General features: G+C 42.1%; 24 protein-coding genes. 18 read left to right on the plus strand and 6 right to left on the minus strand.

Annotated features, from left to right (window positions below):
- Position 1: 1 nt before the first annotated feature.
- The 4 genes from H1230_RS12845 (at position 2) to H1230_RS12860 (ending at position 3,609) form a co-directional block, all read left to right on the plus strand.
- The gene (locus H1230_RS12845; protein WP_239715862.1) at positions 2-742 is read left to right on the plus strand and encodes an SDR family oxidoreductase; all 741 of its coding nucleotides are present in this window, start codon (positions 2-4) and stop codon (positions 740-742) included.
- Positions 743-901: 159 nt separating this feature from the next.
- The gene (locus tag H1230_RS12850; RefSeq protein WP_239715864.1) at positions 902-1,735 is read left to right on the plus strand and encodes an AraC family transcriptional regulator; all 834 of its coding nucleotides are present in this window, start codon (positions 902-904) and stop codon (positions 1,733-1,735) included.
- 76 nt (positions 1,736-1,811) lie between these two features.
- Positions 1,812-3,023, plus strand: coding sequence for a multidrug efflux MFS transporter (locus H1230_RS12855; RefSeq protein WP_239715866.1), 1,212 nt, complete (start codon positions 1,812-1,814; stop codon positions 3,021-3,023).
- Positions 3,016-3,609 (plus strand): hydrolase, encoded by a 594-nt coding sequence (locus H1230_RS12860; protein WP_239715868.1) that lies wholly within the window; start codon positions 3,016-3,018, stop codon positions 3,607-3,609. Before H1230_RS12855 ends, H1230_RS12860 begins: the two co-directional genes overlap by 8 nt.
- Before the next feature lie 8 nt (positions 3,610-3,617).
- Here H1230_RS12860 and H1230_RS12865 read toward each other — a convergent pair whose 3' ends face one another.
- Positions 3,618-3,779 (minus strand): hypothetical protein, encoded by a 162-nt coding sequence (locus H1230_RS12865; RefSeq protein WP_239715870.1) that lies wholly within the window; start codon positions 3,777-3,779, stop codon positions 3,618-3,620.
- A 227-nt stretch (positions 3,780-4,006) separates the two neighbouring features.
- Here H1230_RS12865 and H1230_RS12870 point away from each other — a divergent pair, with 227 nt between their 5' ends.
- The 5 genes from H1230_RS12870 (at position 4,007) to H1230_RS12890 (ending at position 8,824) form a co-directional block, all read left to right on the plus strand.
- Complete coding sequence (locus H1230_RS12870) at positions 4,007-4,948, plus strand: ketopantoate reductase family protein (protein ID WP_239715872.1); 942 nt, start codon at positions 4,007-4,009, stop codon at positions 4,946-4,948.
- A gap of 97 nt (positions 4,949-5,045) precedes the next feature.
- Positions 5,046-5,336, plus strand: coding sequence for an ArsR/SmtB family transcription factor (locus H1230_RS12875; RefSeq protein WP_239715874.1), 291 nt, complete (start codon positions 5,046-5,048; stop codon positions 5,334-5,336).
- A gap of 18 nt (positions 5,337-5,354) precedes the next feature.
- Complete coding sequence (locus H1230_RS12880; RefSeq protein ID WP_239715876.1) at positions 5,355-6,245, plus strand: ketopantoate reductase family protein; 891 nt, start codon at positions 5,355-5,357, stop codon at positions 6,243-6,245.
- Positions 6,246-6,741: 496 nt separating this feature from the next.
- Entirely contained in the window at positions 6,742-8,379 is a 1,638-nt protein-coding gene (locus H1230_RS12885; RefSeq protein WP_239715877.1) for an ABC transporter ATP-binding protein, read from the plus strand.
- A 16-nt stretch (positions 8,380-8,395) separates the two neighbouring features.
- Positions 8,396-8,824, plus strand: a complete 429-nt coding sequence (locus tag H1230_RS12890) for a hypothetical protein (protein ID WP_239715879.1) — start codon at positions 8,396-8,398, stop codon at positions 8,822-8,824.
- Positions 8,825-8,832: 8 nt separating this feature from the next.
- Here H1230_RS12890 and H1230_RS12895 read toward each other — a convergent pair whose 3' ends face one another.
- Both H1230_RS12895 and H1230_RS12900 read right to left on the minus strand, forming a co-directional pair.
- Positions 8,833-9,474: an HAD family hydrolase gene (locus H1230_RS12895; protein WP_239715881.1), complete on the minus strand. Its 642-nt coding sequence runs from the start codon at positions 9,472-9,474 to the stop codon at positions 8,833-8,835.
- A complete protein-coding gene (locus H1230_RS12900) occupies positions 9,471-10,025 on the minus strand; it encodes a hypothetical protein (RefSeq protein WP_239715883.1) in 555 nt (184 codons plus the stop codon). Before H1230_RS12900 ends, H1230_RS12895 begins: the two co-directional genes overlap by 4 nt.
- A gap of 123 nt (positions 10,026-10,148) precedes the next feature.
- Here H1230_RS12900 and H1230_RS12905 point away from each other — a divergent pair, with 123 nt between their 5' ends.
- Together H1230_RS12905 and H1230_RS31525 are read left to right on the plus strand one after the other, a co-directional pair.
- On the plus strand, positions 10,149-10,550 hold the full coding sequence (locus H1230_RS12905; protein WP_345773417.1) for a LacI family DNA-binding transcriptional regulator: 402 nt from the start codon (positions 10,149-10,151) through the stop codon (positions 10,548-10,550).
- Positions 10,529-10,756 (plus strand): substrate-binding domain-containing protein, encoded by a 228-nt coding sequence (locus H1230_RS31525; RefSeq protein WP_345773418.1) that lies wholly within the window; start codon positions 10,529-10,531, stop codon positions 10,754-10,756. Before H1230_RS12905 ends, H1230_RS31525 begins: the two co-directional genes overlap by 22 nt.
- An 8-nt stretch (positions 10,757-10,764) precedes the next feature.
- Here H1230_RS31525 and H1230_RS12910 read toward each other — a convergent pair whose 3' ends face one another.
- Positions 10,765-11,187, minus strand: coding sequence for a DUF1801 domain-containing protein (locus H1230_RS12910; protein ID WP_239715885.1), 423 nt, complete (start codon positions 11,185-11,187; stop codon positions 10,765-10,767).
- A 122-nt stretch (positions 11,188-11,309) separates the two neighbouring features.
- On the opposite strand from H1230_RS12910, the gene H1230_RS12915 reads away from it, so the two are divergent.
- From H1230_RS12915 to H1230_RS12925, 3 genes are all read left to right on the plus strand, one after another.
- A complete protein-coding gene (locus H1230_RS12915; protein WP_239715887.1) occupies positions 11,310-11,708 on the plus strand; it encodes an RrF2 family transcriptional regulator in 399 nt (132 codons plus the stop codon).
- A 34-nt stretch (positions 11,709-11,742) separates the two neighbouring features.
- On the plus strand, positions 11,743-11,958 hold the full coding sequence (locus tag H1230_RS12920; protein ID WP_239715889.1) for a hypothetical protein: 216 nt from the start codon (positions 11,743-11,745) through the stop codon (positions 11,956-11,958).
- Positions 11,959-12,030: 72 nt separating this feature from the next.
- Complete coding sequence (locus H1230_RS12925; protein ID WP_239715891.1) at positions 12,031-12,939, plus strand: class I SAM-dependent methyltransferase; 909 nt, start codon at positions 12,031-12,033, stop codon at positions 12,937-12,939.
- Between the two features lie 619 nt (positions 12,940-13,558).
- Here H1230_RS12925 and H1230_RS12930 read toward each other — a convergent pair.
- The gene (locus H1230_RS12930; RefSeq protein WP_239715893.1) at positions 13,559-14,488 is read right to left on the minus strand and encodes an AraC family transcriptional regulator; all 930 of its coding nucleotides are present in this window, start codon (positions 14,486-14,488) and stop codon (positions 13,559-13,561) included.
- Positions 14,489-14,715: 227 nt separating this feature from the next.
- On the opposite strand from H1230_RS12930, the gene H1230_RS12935 reads away from it, so the two are divergent.
- From H1230_RS12935 to H1230_RS12950, 4 genes are all read left to right on the plus strand, one after another.
- Positions 14,716-15,432: an MOSC domain-containing protein gene (locus H1230_RS12935; protein WP_239715895.1), complete on the plus strand. Its 717-nt coding sequence runs from the start codon at positions 14,716-14,718 to the stop codon at positions 15,430-15,432.
- Between the two features lie 237 nt (positions 15,433-15,669).
- On the plus strand, positions 15,670-16,701 hold the full coding sequence (locus H1230_RS12940) for an ATP-binding cassette domain-containing protein (protein ID WP_239715897.1): 1,032 nt from the start codon (positions 15,670-15,672) through the stop codon (positions 16,699-16,701).
- Positions 16,698-17,510: an ABC transporter permease gene (locus H1230_RS12945; RefSeq protein WP_239715899.1), complete on the plus strand. Its 813-nt coding sequence runs from the start codon at positions 16,698-16,700 to the stop codon at positions 17,508-17,510. Before H1230_RS12940 ends, H1230_RS12945 begins: the two co-directional genes overlap by 4 nt.
- 165 nt (positions 17,511-17,675) lie before the next feature.
- Positions 17,676-18,218 carry a DinB family protein gene (locus tag H1230_RS12950; RefSeq protein ID WP_239717286.1) on the plus strand — a complete coding sequence of 181 codons (543 nt, stop codon included), beginning with the start codon at positions 17,676-17,678 and terminating at the stop codon, positions 18,216-18,218.
- Between the two features lie 31 nt (positions 18,219-18,249).
- Here H1230_RS12950 and H1230_RS12955 read toward each other — a convergent pair whose 3' ends face one another.
- Entirely contained in the window at positions 18,250-18,546 is a 297-nt protein-coding gene (locus H1230_RS12955; RefSeq protein ID WP_239715901.1) for a hypothetical protein, read from the minus strand.
- Positions 18,547-18,572 lie beyond the last annotated feature (26 nt).

Genomic DNA, 18,572 nt, shown 5'->3' on the forward strand with positions numbered 1-18,572 from the left:
ATTGGAAAACTTAAAATCGAAGGTAGTTGTTATTACGGGAGCCTCCAGCGGAATAGGAGAAGCTACAGCTAAGCTTTTGGCCCAAAACGGTGCAAAGGTAGTACTAGCCGCAAGAAGAGAGGACCGCCTGCAATCTCTCGTGAACGACATTATACAAGCAGGCGGCGAAGCCGTATATTTACCTACTAATGTAACTTCAGCAGAAGATATGCAGAAGCTGGCCCAGTTTGCCCTACAGCAATATGGACGTATCGATGTGCTGATCAACAATGCCGGAATTATGCCGGTTTCTATGCTGAGTGAACTAAAAGTCCAAGAGTGGGACCAAATGATCGATGTGAACATCAAAGGCGTTTTGTACGGAATTGCAGCTGTGCTGCCAACCATGAGAGAACAGCAATCAGGACATATTATCAACCTATCCTCGGTTGCGGGTTATAGTGTCACCCCACTTTCATCGGTATACAGCGCTACAAAATTTGCCGTTAGAGCGATTTCTGAAGGGTTGCGCCAGGAAGAATCTCCGGCCTCACATATTAGATCCACCATTATTTCTCCAGGAATGACGCAGTCTGAGTTAACCCATACGATAAGCAATCCTGATATCCAAGCGATGGTACAACAAATGACCGGTATTTCCATTTCTCCATACAGCATCGCCAGAGCGATTGCCTACGCCATTAATGAGCCCGAGGATACCGGAGTCAATGAGATTGTGATTAGACCGACACTACAACCCTAATCGTATGATCCAGATAGACGTCCTCTACATGTTCAACATGGGGAGGGCGTTTTTTTGTTTTTTCTCAAACTTCACCGTTGATTTGGCTTTAAAATATTATCCTAAGGCGTATACTGTTGTTACATTATAGTGGATTTACATTCGCTTGCGGAGGGAAATATGAATATCAATAATCTCTTTTTTTACATTCATTATTGCAATTTCAGGAAATTTAATGACACTAGAATATATACAAACAAAAAAATCGTCAGATCCCTGCAACATCATGAACTTATATTTGTGACGGGGGGGAAGGGCAGCATCATCATTGAAAAAAAGAAAGTTCAGTTTAAAGAAGGCATGCTTTTTTACATTTGTCCTGATGTACTTCACTCTATAGAGATAGATTCTGAAGATCCTTTATGTTTCCTCGCCGTACATTTCAGTTATACCCATGTGGACTTTAATGATGGCAAATGGGCGGTAAGAGAGAAGTCAGAAATGCTGAAACTGCATGCTATACAAGAGTTAAAGGATTATTACCAAGTAGATGAACTATTTAATAAATTGGTAGACAGCTGGAATGCGAAATTACCGGGATATGAGTTTATGGCTAAGACTTTGCTACAGCAGCTATTCATCGCAATTTACCAAAATATCAAGAAGCAAAATCAAAATTACTCTACTTCTTTAAAAATAGAAAAAGTCATTCAGTATATGCAGCAAAATATCAATCATAGAGTCACCTTGGCTGAATTATCAGATTTGGTGCAATTGTCCTCTACATACCTGTCGCGAGCGTTCAAAGAGATTACGGGGTATTCGATCATTGAATTCTTTAATAAAATGAAAATGGATAAAGCCAAAGAAATGATTCTCGAAGGCGACAAAAAGATAAAAGAGGTCGCACAGACACTTGGATTTACGGATGAGTTCTATTTCAGCAGGATATTTAAAAGAATTCAAGGGCTCAGCCCCTCAGAATTCTACAGCAAGAATGTCCATGTAGTCTAATATAATGCATGGTCTAAGGCCAATTCGGCTGTTAATATGAGGATGTTATTGTTAACAGAAGGAAGGCTTGTCAGTCATGCCAATTTGGAAAAGGAATCTGCTCGTTTGCTGGTTTGGAATGTTTGTAACCGGTGTGGGAATGAGTCAGATAGCTCCGGTATTGCCGCTTTATATCAAGCAGTTGGGTGTGAATAATCCAGCTTCCATTGCTGAACTATCTGGAATTGCTTTTGGGATTACCTTTATCATTTCTGCCGTTTTCTCGCCTATTTGGGGTCTGGCTGCGGATAAGTTCGGACGTAAACCCATGCTTTTGCGGGCAAGCCTTGGTATGGCGTTAGTCATAGGCTGTATGGGTTTTGCACAGAATGTATATGTGTTGATAGCACTCCGATTACTGCAGGGCGTAATCACAGGTTATGGCACAGCTTGTACGACATTAATTGCTACTCAGACGGATAAGGAGCATGCCGGCTATGCTTTAGGTACCCTTTCAACGGCCAGTATTGCCGGTTCTTTGCTTGGGCCAACAATTGGTGGTTTTATTGCAGAGAACCTGGGCTTGCAGAATACCTTTTTTGTCACAGGTGCAATGATGCTGATTGCTTTTATTTCGACCGCTTTATTTGTAAAGGAATCCTTTGCCCGCGAGCATAAAAAGACTCTTCGAATGAAGGAAGTATGGAGTGTTGTACCGGAAAAAAGTTTGACGATTACCCTGTTTGTGACCTTTTTTATACTAACGGTAGCCTTATATTCTGTAGAACCCATCATCACCGTATATGTTTCTCAGTTGTCCAAGAATGCCACTCATATTGCGCTGCTCGCGGGAATAACCTTCTCTGCTTCAGGATTAGCCAATATCGTTGCCGCGCCAAGACTAGGGAAGCTTTCTGACAAAATTGGGGCACATAAGGTTATATTAATCTCACTTATTGCGGCAGGCCTTATCTTCATACCACAGGCCTTTGTCACGAATCCTTGGCAGTTAATGGGGCTGCGCTTTCTATTAGGATTGGCAGCAGGTGGGTTGATTCCCTCGGTGAATATCCTGGTCAAGAAAATTACACCCGCTGCGATTACAGGCCGAGTGTTTGGTTTTACCATGTCCGCAGGGTATTTAGGCATATTTGGAGGTTCAGTGATGGGCGGGCAAGTGGCCGCTTGGTTTGGCCTCCGCTATGTATTTTTTATTACAGGTGCCTTGTTATTGATTAATGCAGGCTGGGTGTATCTTAAGTTGTACAAAAAAATGGGCTTAATGAATGGGAGAGAAGAATATGAATGATGTAACAGCAACAGAAGTGGAATACATTGCAGCAGATAAAACAGCACTGGTAGTCATAGACTTGCAAAATGGTATTGTAAACGGTCGTCAGTCGGCCCCTTATACGGCTGCTCAGGTTGTTCAGAATGCCAGTCATTTAGTGCAGGCCTTCACGGAAAAGGGAGCTTTTGTAGTTCTGGTAAGAGTCTCAACTATAGATGGAAAAGATATGGTGAGACCCCTTACAGATACAAAAATGAATCCGATGCAATTCTCGGCAGGCTGGGATACCATTATTCCTGAATTAGCAGACTTCAACAATACGCATACCATTACCAAACGCCAATGGGGAGCCTTCTTCGGTACTGACCTAGATTTGCAACTGCGCCGCCGTGGAATCGATACCATTGTGCTCTGCGGTATTTCTACCAGCATCGGCGTGGATACTACGGCAAGAGAAGCCTATCAGCATGGGTATAATCAAATTTTTGCAGAAGATGCCTTGACCGCTTCAACCCAAGAAGAGCATGATTATGTCTGTAAAACTATCTTTCCAAGAATCGGCAAAATTCGTACGAGTGATGAAGTGATTATGGCGTTGAGATAAAATGGATCTTAAATCTTAGGTGTTGTCCGTAACTGCGGCGAATGTTTGGACTTCCGGCCGCTGTTGTCTCCCGATTTCTTCAATTGTACCGCTGTTCGCGGTTGAAATCCGGAGACAAAGGCGGTCGCTATCGCTCCTACAGTTCCAAAATTCCCCTCCGTTACTTTCACCTTTTTATTGTTTTCTCTCTAGTCCACTTAGATAGGGCTAGAGTACAGAATTTCAAACATAACTACTGTCAATGGTAGTTTGCTCCTGGCCAGCGTCTGAGACGCTGGCTATTCACATTGAATCAATATTGACAATCAAGGAACTACGCTATACAATCAATTCGATACTTATCGAAATGTAATATTATTATTAAATTTAAAACAAACAATCAGGAGGTTCATTGTAAATGAGAGTATTAGTTTATGGCGCCGGGGTTTTAGGAAGTTATCTTGCCCATGTGTTGGTGCGAGGTGGCAATGACGTAACTATGCTGGCGAGAGGACGTAGGGTGGATGAACTGTTGAATGACGGACTTGTCATTCGTCATTATTTTCAGCTTCGTACTACGGTTGATAAGGTGAATGTGATTACTGAGCTGCAGCCGGAGGACGTCTTTGACCTTATCTTTGTAGTGATGAAATATCCGGATTTCCAGGCCGTACTACCTGCTCTTGCTGCGAATCACAGCAGACATGTGGTAATCACGGGGAATAATGCAAGTCCTGGTGAGATGTTGAGTTATTTGCAGGATAACAGTCCTGTGGAGAAAAAGGTAGCGTTCGCTTTTCAGCTTAACGGTGGCTGGAGGGAGAGTGGCCGGATGATCAGTGTGCGTGGTCCAAAGGTGCAAATGGCCATCGGTGGTCTGGGCGAAGAGTTATCCTGGCAATCGGTGATCAATCAAGCTTTTGTTAAGACTAATTATAAACTGACCTATTATAAGGATATGGATGAGTGGCTGAAAAGTCATATGATCATGGTGTTGCCGTTAAACTTCCTCGCTCCAGCCAGTAACGGTAATTTGCGCCAAGCCGCAAGAGATAAGTTGCTCCTGAATCAGACGATTGACGCTTTAGATGAGGGGCATCAGGTATTGGAAACACTTGGGGTTACCATTACACCAGCAAGTCAAGCACAATTGGTGCGGGATAAGCGGAAGCTGCTCTATATAGGGCTACGAATTATACTGGCGACCCCGTTCGGTAGAACTCTCTTGAGTGATAAGGCGGTGTCTGCAGATGAGATGTCAGCGCTACAGCATGCTTTTAATGAGTTGAAGCTACGTGCGAACATACCGACACCTAACTGGGATAAGCTTCAGGAATATACTCCGACTTTACAGAATTGATTGTATAACTTATATAAATTGACAGGTACTCCAGGCTAAGCTAGAATTATTTGATAATTATCGAATAATGACATTGTTTGATTGGAGTTGCTCAACATTGGATACCAAAAAAATGGCTAAAATCTTTAAAGCCCTTTCGAATGAGAACCGATTGGAATTATATTTAAAAATCGCAGAGTCACATGAAGCCAGCTTTGAAGCTGGTGGTGGACTTTGTGTTGCAGATATCGTCTCATGCTTGAATATTGGCGCTCCGACCGTTTCACATCATATCAAAGAATTGGTGAATGCAGAACTCGTGACCACTGAGAAAAAGGGGAAGTTCCTGATCTGCAGCGTGAATAAAGAAATCGTTACGGAGATTATTGAGATGCTGGCTTTGCGGTAGTAAGAATGGGGTGATGTTATGTCAGTAAAACAAAATCGGATTTTAATTTTTGGTGCAGGAGTTATAGGGAGCGCATACGCAATCAAATTCATTGAAGCAGGGATTGACGTTACTCTGTTTGCACGTTCGAATAGATTTAACACATTGAAAGAAAATGGCCTGCAATATAATGAAAAAGGTGCGGTTAAGTCTATAAAAGTAAATGTCATTGATACGCTTGAAAATGATGATGTATATGATTTTATTTTCGTTACCGTTCGTTACGATCGATCACAATCTGCGTTGTTAGCCCTAAAAGACAATCAAAGCCAAAATATTGTTACGATGATTAGTAATTCAATTGGATTTTCTTCGTGGCAAGATATTGTTGGAGATAGACTTTTACCAGCTTTTCCCGGTGTTGGCGGACAGATTAAAGATGGGATTTTGTATGCTCGATTTCCACCAAAGTTTCTAATGGCTGCTGTGTTTGGAGAAATTAGTGGTTTGGTGACAGAACGAGCAGATAACCTTGCAAAATTATTTAAAACAGCAAAACTTCCCTACGCAATTAATAAGGATATGAAATCGTATCTAATAACACATTCAGTATCGGACATTGCAATGCTTAGCTTTTTAATGGACGAAAAAACAGCTAGTATCAGAAAAACGGCACACCAAATAACATCCACTTTAAAAGCAGATTTAAGGGCAATCCAAAAAGCTGGCGTTGTTATTAATCCATTTGCATATAAAATTATGCTTAGGTGTCCAAACTTGATCTTGGATTTGTTCTTTATGCTATGGTTACGGACTAAAATGGTGAAGGATATGAGGTTGCCGGATTATGCGACTAGTGCTAACAACGAAGTTGTGCAGCTGAATAACGATTTATTGAAGTTTTTAAGTCAAAATAATATCACGCCATAAGAACGGAAACAATCTTGTCTATGTTTTTCCAGTTTCAAATGTAGATTAAATCGTCAAGTAGAGAATACTCATAAAAAAAGCACTCGTGATTATCGAGGCCACTGAAATAGTCCATTAGTATCTAGAAGAGACATCTCCCTCATTTTGCTGAGGAAAATGTCTCTTTTTTTTCGGTACAATTATAGCATCCAAATAAAGGCTGGTGGTTCCGATGCTTCCCAAAGATAATTTGCGGTGGAGAATGGACGAGTTGGTGGACGTTGTCCCAGCTCGAACTATATGATGAACAAGTTTATGTTCCTAGAATCAGAACGAATGAAGCCAAATTTCTTGAAAGTAATCATATGGATGTAAAAAGTGGCCTGTGAAAATGAAAACTAAGCTTTGAAGGATTGGGATGATATGGTACAGAATATTATTAAACTGGGAGTGAAATCCGGAACATACAAGGGAATGAAGTACTGCAGCGAAATCAATCAAGGTCAGGAGAAAGTTCATGTGGAAGAATCTAAAGTTAGTATGGAACTATAGCAAACATTTTCAGAAGAAAATTATTCAATCTTTTCTTCTCTTAATCGTGATTACGTTGGTTGGATTAGTTCCTGCTTTTTTGATTCAGAAAGTGTTTGATGAGGGGTTGATGAAAGGGGATTATGGAGTTGTCCTTTTTTACAGCATCGCTTTGGCTAGTATTTATCTAATTAGAAGTATCCTAAGTTACGCATCGACCTATTTATTTACTCATATGAATCAAAATATTATTTATAAAATAAGAGAAGAAATCTCAATAAAGCTTCTTAAATATCCGCTGGATTTTTACAATTATAAAGAAAGCGGATATATTACTTCCAGGTTAAATGAAGTCAACAATTTGAGTGGGTTATTTTCAGCCAATACATTTAAAATGGTACTTGGTTTTTTTGAATTTGTGGGTGTACTTGTTATATTGATGATCCAAAATGTTCCGTTAACCTTGATCATGTGTCTTTTGATTCCTTGTTACTATTTGGTTTCTATCCGGTTAATGGGGTCCGTTTCCAAATATTCAAAAGATATTGCAGAGCAAAGTGCCCAACTGAACAGTAAAATCCAACAGTCCGTTAGCGGAATTGAGGAAGTGAAAAATTTATCGCTGGAAGATGTTGAATCCAAGAAAATTAATGAAATGACCCAAAAATTGATGAAGGCTAGTGTGAAACAAACGTTAAGCTACTCTTTGGGGATGGAAATGATTATTTTTCTGGGTTCGGTATCCACAGTAATTTTGATGGTAGCTGGAGGTAAATTTATCATCACTCAACATTTGTCGATAGGCGTGTATATGCTATTTCTGAGTTATGTGCCAAAGCTTTACACTCCTATCCAAAGTATTTCAACCGCTACATTAACTCTCCAACCAGCTTTTATTAGTTTGCAAAGATTAAAAATGTTTTTGGAGGAAGCTTTGGAAGATGCCGATGATAGCAATAAAATTGAATTGACTGAAATAAACACCATCAATGTGGATCATGTGGGTTTTCAGTATAGAAATGCTCCGCTCCTTTTTCAAAATCTCAGTCTGGAACTTGAGTTGTATGATAAATTAATGATATTTGGCGAGAATGGTTCCGGTAAAACCACTTTCTTCAGACTATTAATGGGATTATATGAGTGCACAGAAGGTAACATAACGCTGAATGGAATGGAAATTTCGTCTATATCTAAAAAATCTCTGCGAAAAAATATAGGGATTGTCTCGCAAAAAATTTTTCTGTTTAATGATACGATTGAGCACAATGTTAAATATGGGGTAGACGAAGTAAATGAAGCAAGGTATGAGGAAGTTATTAGGCTGACCGAGTTAAATAAAGTGATTGCTAAACTCGGGAATCAAAATATTGGAGAGAACGGGAATCTGCTTTCTGGCGGGGAAATTCAGCGTGTTGCCATTGCAAGAGCATTGCTCAGGGAGTCCTGTGTTTTTTTGTTTGATGAAATAGCCGCTCATTTGGACGATGAAACCAAAAGGCTGATGAATAAGTTATTAGAAACTGCGTTAAACGACAGAATTTGTATTTTTATAGACCATAGTCATTCTTTTGATATTTTATGCAACAAATCTTTATGGCTAAATGCAAGCAAATCATATCAATGAGAAGGCAGCATTTCATGTGAAGCGCGATCGCTATAATCCCTTCTGCAAATTCAAGGCTTTTTTTCTGAGTGAAATGGAAGGTATTCTGGAGCAGGATTCCGTCTTCATTCGCTTAAGTGCTATAAAGAATACGATACTGGAGAAAAATATTGATGAAGCAACGGCGATTAAAGCCGGCACTACCTTGTATGCTTCCTTAGAACCCATTGTACGATTTCTGACTGAAAGAGTAAGCTTTTTAAATGCAGAGTCCTTCTTTAATTTAATGGTGGCACAGAACGCTATTATTGTAGGGTATGTTAATATAGCCAGCATGCCAGATGTGATGGTCAAAGCTATTGCTGAGCAAAAGCTTAAAGACTTTAAGATTGATTTCAAAGAAAATGCCTTGACCGCAATGGAATATTTCCTTGATGGATTATATGAAAGCCAGAAGAGGAATTGAAAGAAGCTTCAGTTTGTAAGGCTTTGCTTAATGAACTCCTTAAATTCCTTTACCTGTGTAAAGAGCCAATCGGGCTGGAGGGCCAACAGCTCCTCTGGATCGGTTGTCTCTGCCCAAGCGGCAGCTACAACGGGTACTCCAACTTCTCGGGATTCAATAATATCACTTGGAGAATCCCCTACATAGATACACTCCTCAGGAGCAACGCCCCATTGCTTTAATACATTTGTTATGGCCTCTACTTTTCTGGACCCTTGGGGAGAACCGGTTTCAATAAGACCAAAATAGGAACCAATCCCAAACGTAGCTAGTGTAATCGTTGTGCCTCGTTCTCCCTTGCCAGTAACCAGGGCCAGCTGAACATTAAGGCTTTTGGCATAATCCAAGACCTCCACAATTCCCTCAAAAGGTGCAGCACACATCGTATGCAGATTGTGATAATGCACTAGGAAATTCTCGATCCCTTCATCATAGTGGTCGGGAATCAAAGCCTGTAGTATTCCTTCTTCGGAAGGTCCAAAGGTAGCTCTAATTTCTTGATCTGTATACGTTCTGCCCGCCAAGGGTTCAATGGATTTTTTTAAAGCAGCAATAGATAACGGCAACGTATTTCCAATCGTACCATCCAGATCAAACAGGATACATTTCAACTTGTACATTCTCCTTTTGTAAATTCATTCACATCTGTTAACAATAAATCTAATTTATTCTTCAAAATTTGATTGAGCTCATTATCATGTGTATTTATTTCAAGCGTGTAACCGAGTAGCGTAGCTGTTAAGTGACAGGATTCGGTAAGCAACTCATCGGCGTTAAAGTGTGCTGGGCCAACGGGAAGGGAAAGTTCCCCCAAATCCATCCTCAAAGGAGTGGACCAACAGAGCATGTGTGTTTCATTCATAAACTGCAAAAGTCGCTCATCTGGATTATTTATCATGGATTTTAAGGTGCTTGTATATTCAACCATCAAGCGTAATACACCATAAGCCTCATCGCCAAAACCGGAAATGGACAGAAGCTGCAGTGCAAGCATGGACTTATGAAATCTGGTTATAAAGGATGCCGATACATGGGATAGCAGGCTTTGCGGAAAAGGTTGTTCCAGCAGATACCCATCCAATAATCCAACCCAATCCTCATAGATTCTCAACAATTCCTTATGCTTATTTATCATTTCGATACGGACTTCTTCGTTGTACATACTCCTCTCACCTCGATACTAATGTAAATTATGAAACGCCTTCCATGTCAACTTTTTTATTTGCTTTTGAAAAAAATATAGGATTATACTGGTGTGACGATTCTTTGGAAGGAAAGGTACCTTATGGCGAATATTAAAGATATTGCTAAACTTGCGGGTGTATCGGTTACTACGGTGTCACGAGTCATTAACGGTCATCCTTATGTAAGTACTCTAAAAAAAGAAGCTGTCCAACGTGCTATGGAGATGGAGAACTATGAGCGTAACATCAACGCGGTTCATTTAAGCAAAGGGAAAACGAATCTTATCGGTGTCGTAGTCCCTTCCATAAGACGTCCTTATTTCGGAATGGTAGTAGAAGGAATAGCGGATGAGGCCATCAAAGATAATTATACATTAGTGCTCATTCAGACCAATTATGAGGTGGAACGGGAGATGGATGCGCTAATGATGTTGAAGCTGAAACAAATTGACGCACTCATTATTTGTTCGAAAACAAGCGGTTGGGATGTTGTGGAGGCATAACTTACTGCAAGGAAAATAACATACGCGTACCGGAGGATCTAGCCATCGTAGGATTTGATAACCAGCCTATCGCAAAAGTGTTGCATATTACCACCTTTGAAATTCCAATTGTTGAGATGGGAAGAAAGTTATTTCTCAAGGCGATTGACGGAAGTCACTCCCATGAAGAAATCCCGATACATTTAATCGAACGTTTAACTGTCTAGACTAAATCTCAAGGATTCGGATAGGTTTCTTTCAGAAACTGTATAGATTGCTTTATTAACGCAGCTAAGACATCGACATTAATATCAGCTACTTTATTGATGTAGACACATGCTTTTGCAGCTGTATGTTTTCCCAGATCTTGCAATAATGCCGTTCGTTCTGGATTTCCAGTGGCAAAATACAAGCTTATCTTAGCTTTGCGAGGTGAAAACCCAACTAGAGCTGCATCGCCTTCATGACCAGAAGCATATTTGTAGTGATAGTTTCCAAATCCAATAATACTGGGTCCCCACATTTTCGCCGAGAAACCCGTCGTTTCCGTGAATATATCTAACAATCGATAAGCGTCTTCACGTTTTTTAGGATTTTCAACATTTCCAATAAACTCAATCACACTGTTGTCGGTTTGTTTTGTTTTCTGTTCATACATCGGAAGAAACACCCCTTTCCATATCATCAATAGTATAGAGTCAATTATAGAATTAATCTAATTAGCTTTTCAACTGCATTAAGGGTATAATAGATAAACAAAGTCCTTAATAGGAGTGAACTATGAAATATTCAAAAGCAACAAATTACGCACTGCATCTCATGCTCTATCTGGTAGCTGCTGCGCCTGACAAGCCTGTAGGTGTGCAGTCACTTGCGGAACACCAGGGCGTTTCCCCCACTTATCTGTCCAAGATTCTGACCAAGTTGGTGAAGGCAGGACTAATTGAATCAGCGTCTGGCGCGAATGGCGGTTATCGGCTCAAGCGGAACAAAGAAGAGATTTCCTTTCTGGATATTATCCACGCCATTGAAGGAACGACATCGCTGTTTGACTGCTCTCTTGATCATCCCAGAGAGTGTCCGATCCAGCAGGAAATGGTTCGCGCCGAGCAGCAGATGGAGCAGTACCTGAGAAATAAAAAAATATCCGAGCTTGCCGGAAAAATAACAGCGGTTTAATGGCTCTATCTAAAATCAGAGGTTGACTAAACGTGTGGACGTAAGCGGAGGGTCGGAGGGATTCTGGAGAAACGAAGTGGTCGCCTTTAAAGCCCGATTTCACCCTATAGTCATTGTTCGATCAGGAAATCGGGCTTTAACAGCGATCGTAAGAACCCTCCGAACCGTAGCGGCTCTACTCACAACAGGTCAACTGCTGATTTTGGCTTTGAGCTGGTTTAATGAAGCCATTGTTATTTTTCTGACTTAATTATAGATATCATAAGACTATTAAGTCTATAAAGGCTTTGGAAATATAGAATGCAGAAAGGGATGGACAGGAATGATAAACGAATTATTTAGTACTGCGGTTTGGGAGAAGGCTTGGAAGGAAGATCCTAACGCAATGGGCAATAAGATGAAGAAAATGGGGATGGACACCACCCATTTTGATCATAAGGCGGTGGCTTTTAACAAAGAGGTATTCAGTGAAGGTGGAAGACAGCGGAGCGAGCGGATCATCGGCTGGCTGGAAGGTCAGGGAGTAGATTTCAAAGGTATCTCCGTTCTTGATGTGGGCGCAGCCTCAGGCGGATTCACTGTACCTTTTGCCGAAAGAGGTGCTAGGGTTACGGCTGTAGAGCCTAACATTCCTCTTGGGGATCTGCTCTTGGAAAATACAAAACAGTTCGATCAGGGGCAGGTAGAACTGGTGCGTGAACCTTTTGAGCATATAGATATTGTGTCCAGGGGCTGGAACAATGCCTTCGATCTCGTATTTGTATCCATGTGCCCGGTGGTTGTCGATTGGGCAAGTGTGGAGAGGGTACTCAGTTGTGCGCGCCAATTTTGCTATATCAGTGGTATTGCCGGAAGAATGGAGCATGGTCTGGTAAATGAACTTCTACCTTTGCTGACCGGCCGGGAACTGCACGCGGCGAGCTCGGATATGGCCTATTTGAACCATTTGCTCTATCTGAAAGGTTATTCATTTGAGTCGCTGATCACCCAGGAAATGAAGAGCGCCGAGTTTACAATCGAAGTGGCCATCGAAGAGGCGATGCAAGGGTTGAAGCCTCATGACGTAACCTTAAATGAGGCATCTCGGAAAATTGTGTTGGATTATATGCACCGCACTTATCCTGACAATAAGGTGGTCATCCGCCAAGGCGGACGTTTCGGGAAGGTGCTGGTCCGGCTGCAGGAGCAGCACATGTACAGCAGGGAAGCAGTTGTTAAAGGTACAATGTGAAGGGGCGGCCGAGAGGCCGCTCCTTTTTGCCTACATATCGGTTAATAGTTTCGTGAAAAGAAGGGAGAAAGTGAATGGATATAGAAGATAACGGAATAGAATACGCCACAAGGAGGTAACCACTTGTTTCATCCTTTGAGTCTCTTGATCCCGCTTATGATATTGTTGCCTAACCTTATTTTCTTTAGATTAGGACCACAGAATATGCCCAGTGAAAACAATAAAACCTCGATCTTTACTGTAGCAGAAGGTATTGGGAGATTTGGAGTGATCCTAGTGCCTTTATTTTTTTCAATACATATCCAAACTACATTTGAAATAATCTCACTGATTGTGATGTTACTTTCGCTTGCCGCCTACTATTTTGGGTGGTTCAGATATTTTCGGAATAATAGGGAGTATAAGCTGCTATTTTCTCCATTATTGGGTGTTCCGGTGCCTTTAGCGATTAGTCCGTCCCTATATTTTCTGTTCGCTGCAGTGGTTCTGCACTCATTCTATTTCTTTATCTTTAGCGTAATTTTTGCAGTTGGACATATTCCAAACAGTCTTAATGACTATAATCGGAGTGAAAAGTAATGTTATTTGACTTGGGTTTACGAATTACCTATATAGATCATTAAGTGACGCTTCTATTCTTAAAGAATTCGACTGCTGCAGAATTTTTTTGCAAAGCTTTTATATCTTGAAGTGGAGGTAGTCCAAATAAACGCCGGTATTCTCGGTTAAATTGTGAGGGACTTTCATAACCAACTTCCAAAGCGGCAGATGTAACATCTTTAGAACCGCTTAGCATGAGTCGTCTTGCTGCTTGAAGGCGGAGTTGTTTCTGATATTGTAAGGGACCCATTGTCGTTATAGCCTTGAACTTATGATGTAGTGCCGAGACGCTCATATTGTTCGATTTTGCCAGCTCCTGGGCGGTGAATGAACTAGTGTAATTTTCTTTGATCCAGGCAATGGCTTTGCCCACTCCCTTGGCTTGTTGGTCAAAGAATACTTGTTGGAAAAATAAGTGTCCGTAATCTCCTGTCAGTAGTTTGAAGATCATTTCCCTTTTGATGAGTGCGGACAGAAAGCGTACTTCCTGGGGGTGGTCGATGAGGTTTAGTAACCTAATAAACAACTCTAAAAAGTTGGCATCGGATTTTCCAAGGAAAGCTCCGGTATTCAACTTTTTATTCTTAGGATTAATGTTGATTTCAGCCTCCATCATTACAGAAGCAATTTCTTTTGTCGTAAAATCAATCCGCAGACCGATATAAGGAAACTCTTTGGTTGCACCGTCGATTTGCGCAGATGCAGGCAGATCAATCAAAGAGGCTAGAAAATCGCCTGCATGAGCATAAATAATGTCTTTACCAAAATGGATTTTCTTGGTTCCTTGCAGAATAAGGCAAAAGGAGGGAGTCAACACACTGGGAATGGGCGGAGTTTGACTGCTCCTTCTGGAAATAGAAAGAAACGGGATGATAGTTTGGAATCTTCCATCGGCAATGGTAATTTTCTCAGTCAACGCAATGATTTGATCCACATCTTTTTCTAACATTCAATGTTCACCTGTCTCTGTTTTATTAATTCCATCAATATTCAAATTATACCTTTATGGTGGCAGGACGCAATATAGTGGAACGATGTGAATTATAATGTACAGCAGCTTTAGGCAACGTACAGCCCTCAACCTGATGAAAGGTGAGGGCTGTTTACTTTTTTTTCTATTCTAGCTTAGAATGTAAGAAGAGCAGTTGTATTTTAAGACAGATGGAGGAGTTAGACTTGCAATTAACTGTTGGTGAGATCCGTGACATTAATCGTTATCCGGTGAAATCATTCGCGGGCGAGCAATTGGAAACTTGTGTTATTGAACCGTACGGAATGCTTGGTGATCGCTTTTGCACTTTTTACGATGAGACCAAAAAGGACTGGTGGCGTTATATTACAGCAAGGAATATTCCGAACATGCTTACTTATCAAGCGCAATTCATCAATGGAGAAATCCTCATAACGGCAGCGGATGGACGAACTTTTGGCTGGGATGCTGATTTATTGGGAGAGATCCAGAGCCAAACTCCAACTCAGATCTCCATGTCTGGTATCAAAGATCCCCACCCAGAGCATCCGCAGCTGTTATCGGTTGAAGGGGCTAGTATTCTGCTTATTTCGGATGCCAGTTTAGCAAAGCTTGAAGCCCTGTGGGGAAAGAATCTAGATCAACGCCGGTTTCGTGGGAATTTCGTTGTGGCCTTAAACGATGCTTCGTTAGTCGAAGGTGATTGGATTGGACGGCAGCTTCACATAGGCGATGTGCAACTGCAAGTGGATAGTTATTGCGAGAGATGCGTTGTCATAACGATGGACCCCGACAGTCTGGAGAAGGAGCCTTCACTGTTAAAAATAGTGAACAAAGAGTTTGGGCTGCACTTCGGCGTTTACGCTTCCGTGGTCAAAACCGGACAAATCACAATCGGTGACAAAGTCGAATTAGTTGAATAGCTGATTGAAAGTAGTGGCGCTTGTCCGCAAGAGCTAACAGAAGCAAGAAGAACCAAAGTACTAGTATAGGATACATCTACAGGCTGATCCATAAGGGTCAGCTTTTTGATTTAATAGAAGCGTGAGGGAATGATAACGACCGGTGAACAGGCGCGATGAAGGAAGGGCGTGTTTATATTCAGTTTAAATATGTCTGTTATCATGCTTATATATTCAGTTGTCTAGGAGGAATAGCGAATGAATCAAGATTTAAGAACAAAAAAAGCGCCTAACTATGGTGAGCTGGCCATCGAGGCACAGGGGCTCGTCAAAATCTATGGAAGCAACCGTGCAGTTGATGGCGTAGATCTCAAAGTGGGTACCGGCATGATCTACGGTGTGCTGGGACCGAATGGAGCAGGGAAGACTACCGCAATCCGCATGCTGGCGACCTTATTGCGACCGGATGCAGGTTCGGCACGTATCTTCGGACACGATGTGGTGAAGGAACCGCATATCGTGCGTCAATTGATCGGAGTAACCGGCCAGTACGCGTCCGTCGATGAGGCACTCAGTGCAACCGAGAATTTGATCATTTTCTCTCGATTGCTTGGACTGGGACGTGCGGAAGCTCGGAAAAAGGCAGCGGATCTGCTGGAGGAATTTGGTCTGACCGAAGCTGCAAAACGTCCACTCAAGAATTTCTCTGGCGGTATGCGTCGCCGGCTGGATTTGGCGGCAAGTCTTATTGCACAGCCGCCGCTTATTTTTCTGGATGAACCAACAACTGGACTAGATCCACGCACGCGTAATCAAATGTGGGATACGATCCGGCGGTTAGTGAAAACAGGTTCAACTGTGTTGCTAACTACGCAGTACCTTGAAGAGGCTGATCAATTGGCAGACCGGATTGCGGTTATTGATCAGGGGCGGGTAGTCGCCGAAGGCACTGTGGATGATCTGAAAGCATCTGTAGGTACCTCATCGTTGCATTTAAGAGTTCAGAATCTTAAGGACATCGAGCAGGCCCGTCAGACCGTTGAACAAGTGCTTAAGGTACAGTCCAATGTATCAGCTGGAGCTGGAAAGATTACTGCACCGATGGGGAACATTGACCGTGTTACCGACCTGCTGATCGCTCTTCGCGAAGCGTCAATCCCATTGGCTGAGATGAGTGTGCAGAAACCAACGCTTGACGAAGTGTTTTTGACTCTTACGGGTCATGGTGTTCAAGAAGATACACTGCTTTCGTCCAGTGAATCGAACCATGTAGAGGGGGTAAGAGTATGAGTACTTTAATAAAGCCAGGTGTTGACCGTCAATTGAAAAATCATACGAGTTTCGGCCAATCGGTTCGCAACTCATTGACGATGGCCTATCGGGGTCTGCTGAAAATTCGCCGTACACCGGAGCAATTGTTTGACGTTACGCTCCAACCGATTATTTTTACACTGATGTTCACCTACATCTTTGGCGGGGCCATCTCTGGAGACGTGGTGAGTTATTTGCCTGTCATCATTCCCGGCATCCTTGTTCAGACCGTGATTACAACCTCAATCGTCACTGGGGTCCAGTTGCGTGAGGATATGGAAAAGGGCGTGTTTGATCGCTTCAAGTCACTGCCGATCTCACGAATTGCTCCGCTCGCAGGGGCTCTGCTTGCAGATACCATCCGGTATACAATTGCTACTGTGCTTACCTTTATCATGGGATATATCATGGGTTTTCGTCCTGAGGGGGGCATTGGATATGTCGCAATCGCTGCGCTTCTCGTAATCGTGTGTTCTTGGGCAATCAGTTGGATCTTTGCCTTCTTCGGTGTGATTGCACGGACGGCTTCAAGTGTACAAGGGATATCGATGATTGTGCTGTTCCCGCTCACTTTTCTCTCTAATGCTTTCGTGCCGGTCGATACTATGCCCAATTGGCTCCAGTGGTTCGTGAACGCCAACCCGATTTCGCATCTTGTCACTGCCGTCCGACTTCTTGTCAACTCTGGGACCGTAGGCAGCGATCTTGTCTATTCCCTCGTTGGCGCTGCAGTCATTGTGGCGATCTTCGCACCAATCACGGTACGTGCTTATATGCGCCGCACATAAATAAGTTTTTCTTAATCATAATCTTGGTTAAAGACGTTAACGGATGTCAAACATCCAGGTGACGTCTTTTTTTTGGAAATCAAGAGGTTTTTGCATGTATAATTTTCCAAATTATAGTATAATGAGGCTATATTACATAGCTTGGAGGGTCATCAATTGATTAACATGGACAAGATCTATCTCATTACCGATATTCCCGGGTATTCACCACAAATTAGTCGTTTGCTATCTATGATGAATTACGCAAGACATACAACGATCGAATCTACAAATGATTTATCTATTGAGCAATTGGATTATTTGCTTGATCCACTCAGCAATTCAATTGGAGCATTATTATTACACTTTGCAGCTGTAGAATACGCGTATCAAGTTGCAACATTCGCGGGAAGAGACCTATCTGAAGAAGAGTTATTGGTCTGGGGGCCTGCGTTAAACTTGGGGGAAGAGGGGCGAGTGAACATTAGAGGTAATGATTTGAATTATTACATAGATCAATTAAATACTGTAAGACTTAGAACTTTTGAATTATTTCAATCCGTAAATGACGATTGGTTAACTAAAGAAGAACCGTTCTGGTATGACAAGCCCGCTAATTATTATTTTATGTGGTATCACGTATTTGAAGATGAAATAAACCACAGAGGTCAGATCAGAATGATCAGAAAGAGATTGACGGCACAGACACCTCCAACATCACTAATTTAATAAAGATGCTGGAAGCGTCTTTTCGTTTGCCTTAGAACTGGAGCACAACCATTTGATGACAAATCCATGACGGAACCGTATAGCTTACGGTTCCGTTTTCCTGCTGGAAGGAAAGGGGAGTCCGCTGCGGAGCCAGATAAACCTTACGCACCGGATCGGTTGCGGAGAGAGTAACCGTGATGTCTATAAGCGCAGGTAAATCTTCAATGACCTCGACATTTTGCCCTCTGCGAACCGGAGAGGCATATAGCAAATGGTTAATCCAGCGGCTATCCGCGCTCTGCGCCTGCAGCGTGGTAATGCCCTGTGCTGGCAGGTTGGTGAGCAACGATTTCTGTCCTAACAGACGATCCA

Source organism: Paenibacillus sp. 19GGS1-52 (genome assembly GCF_022369515.1).
Taxonomy (GTDB): Bacteria; Bacillota; Bacilli; order Paenibacillales; family Paenibacillaceae; genus Paenibacillus_AQ.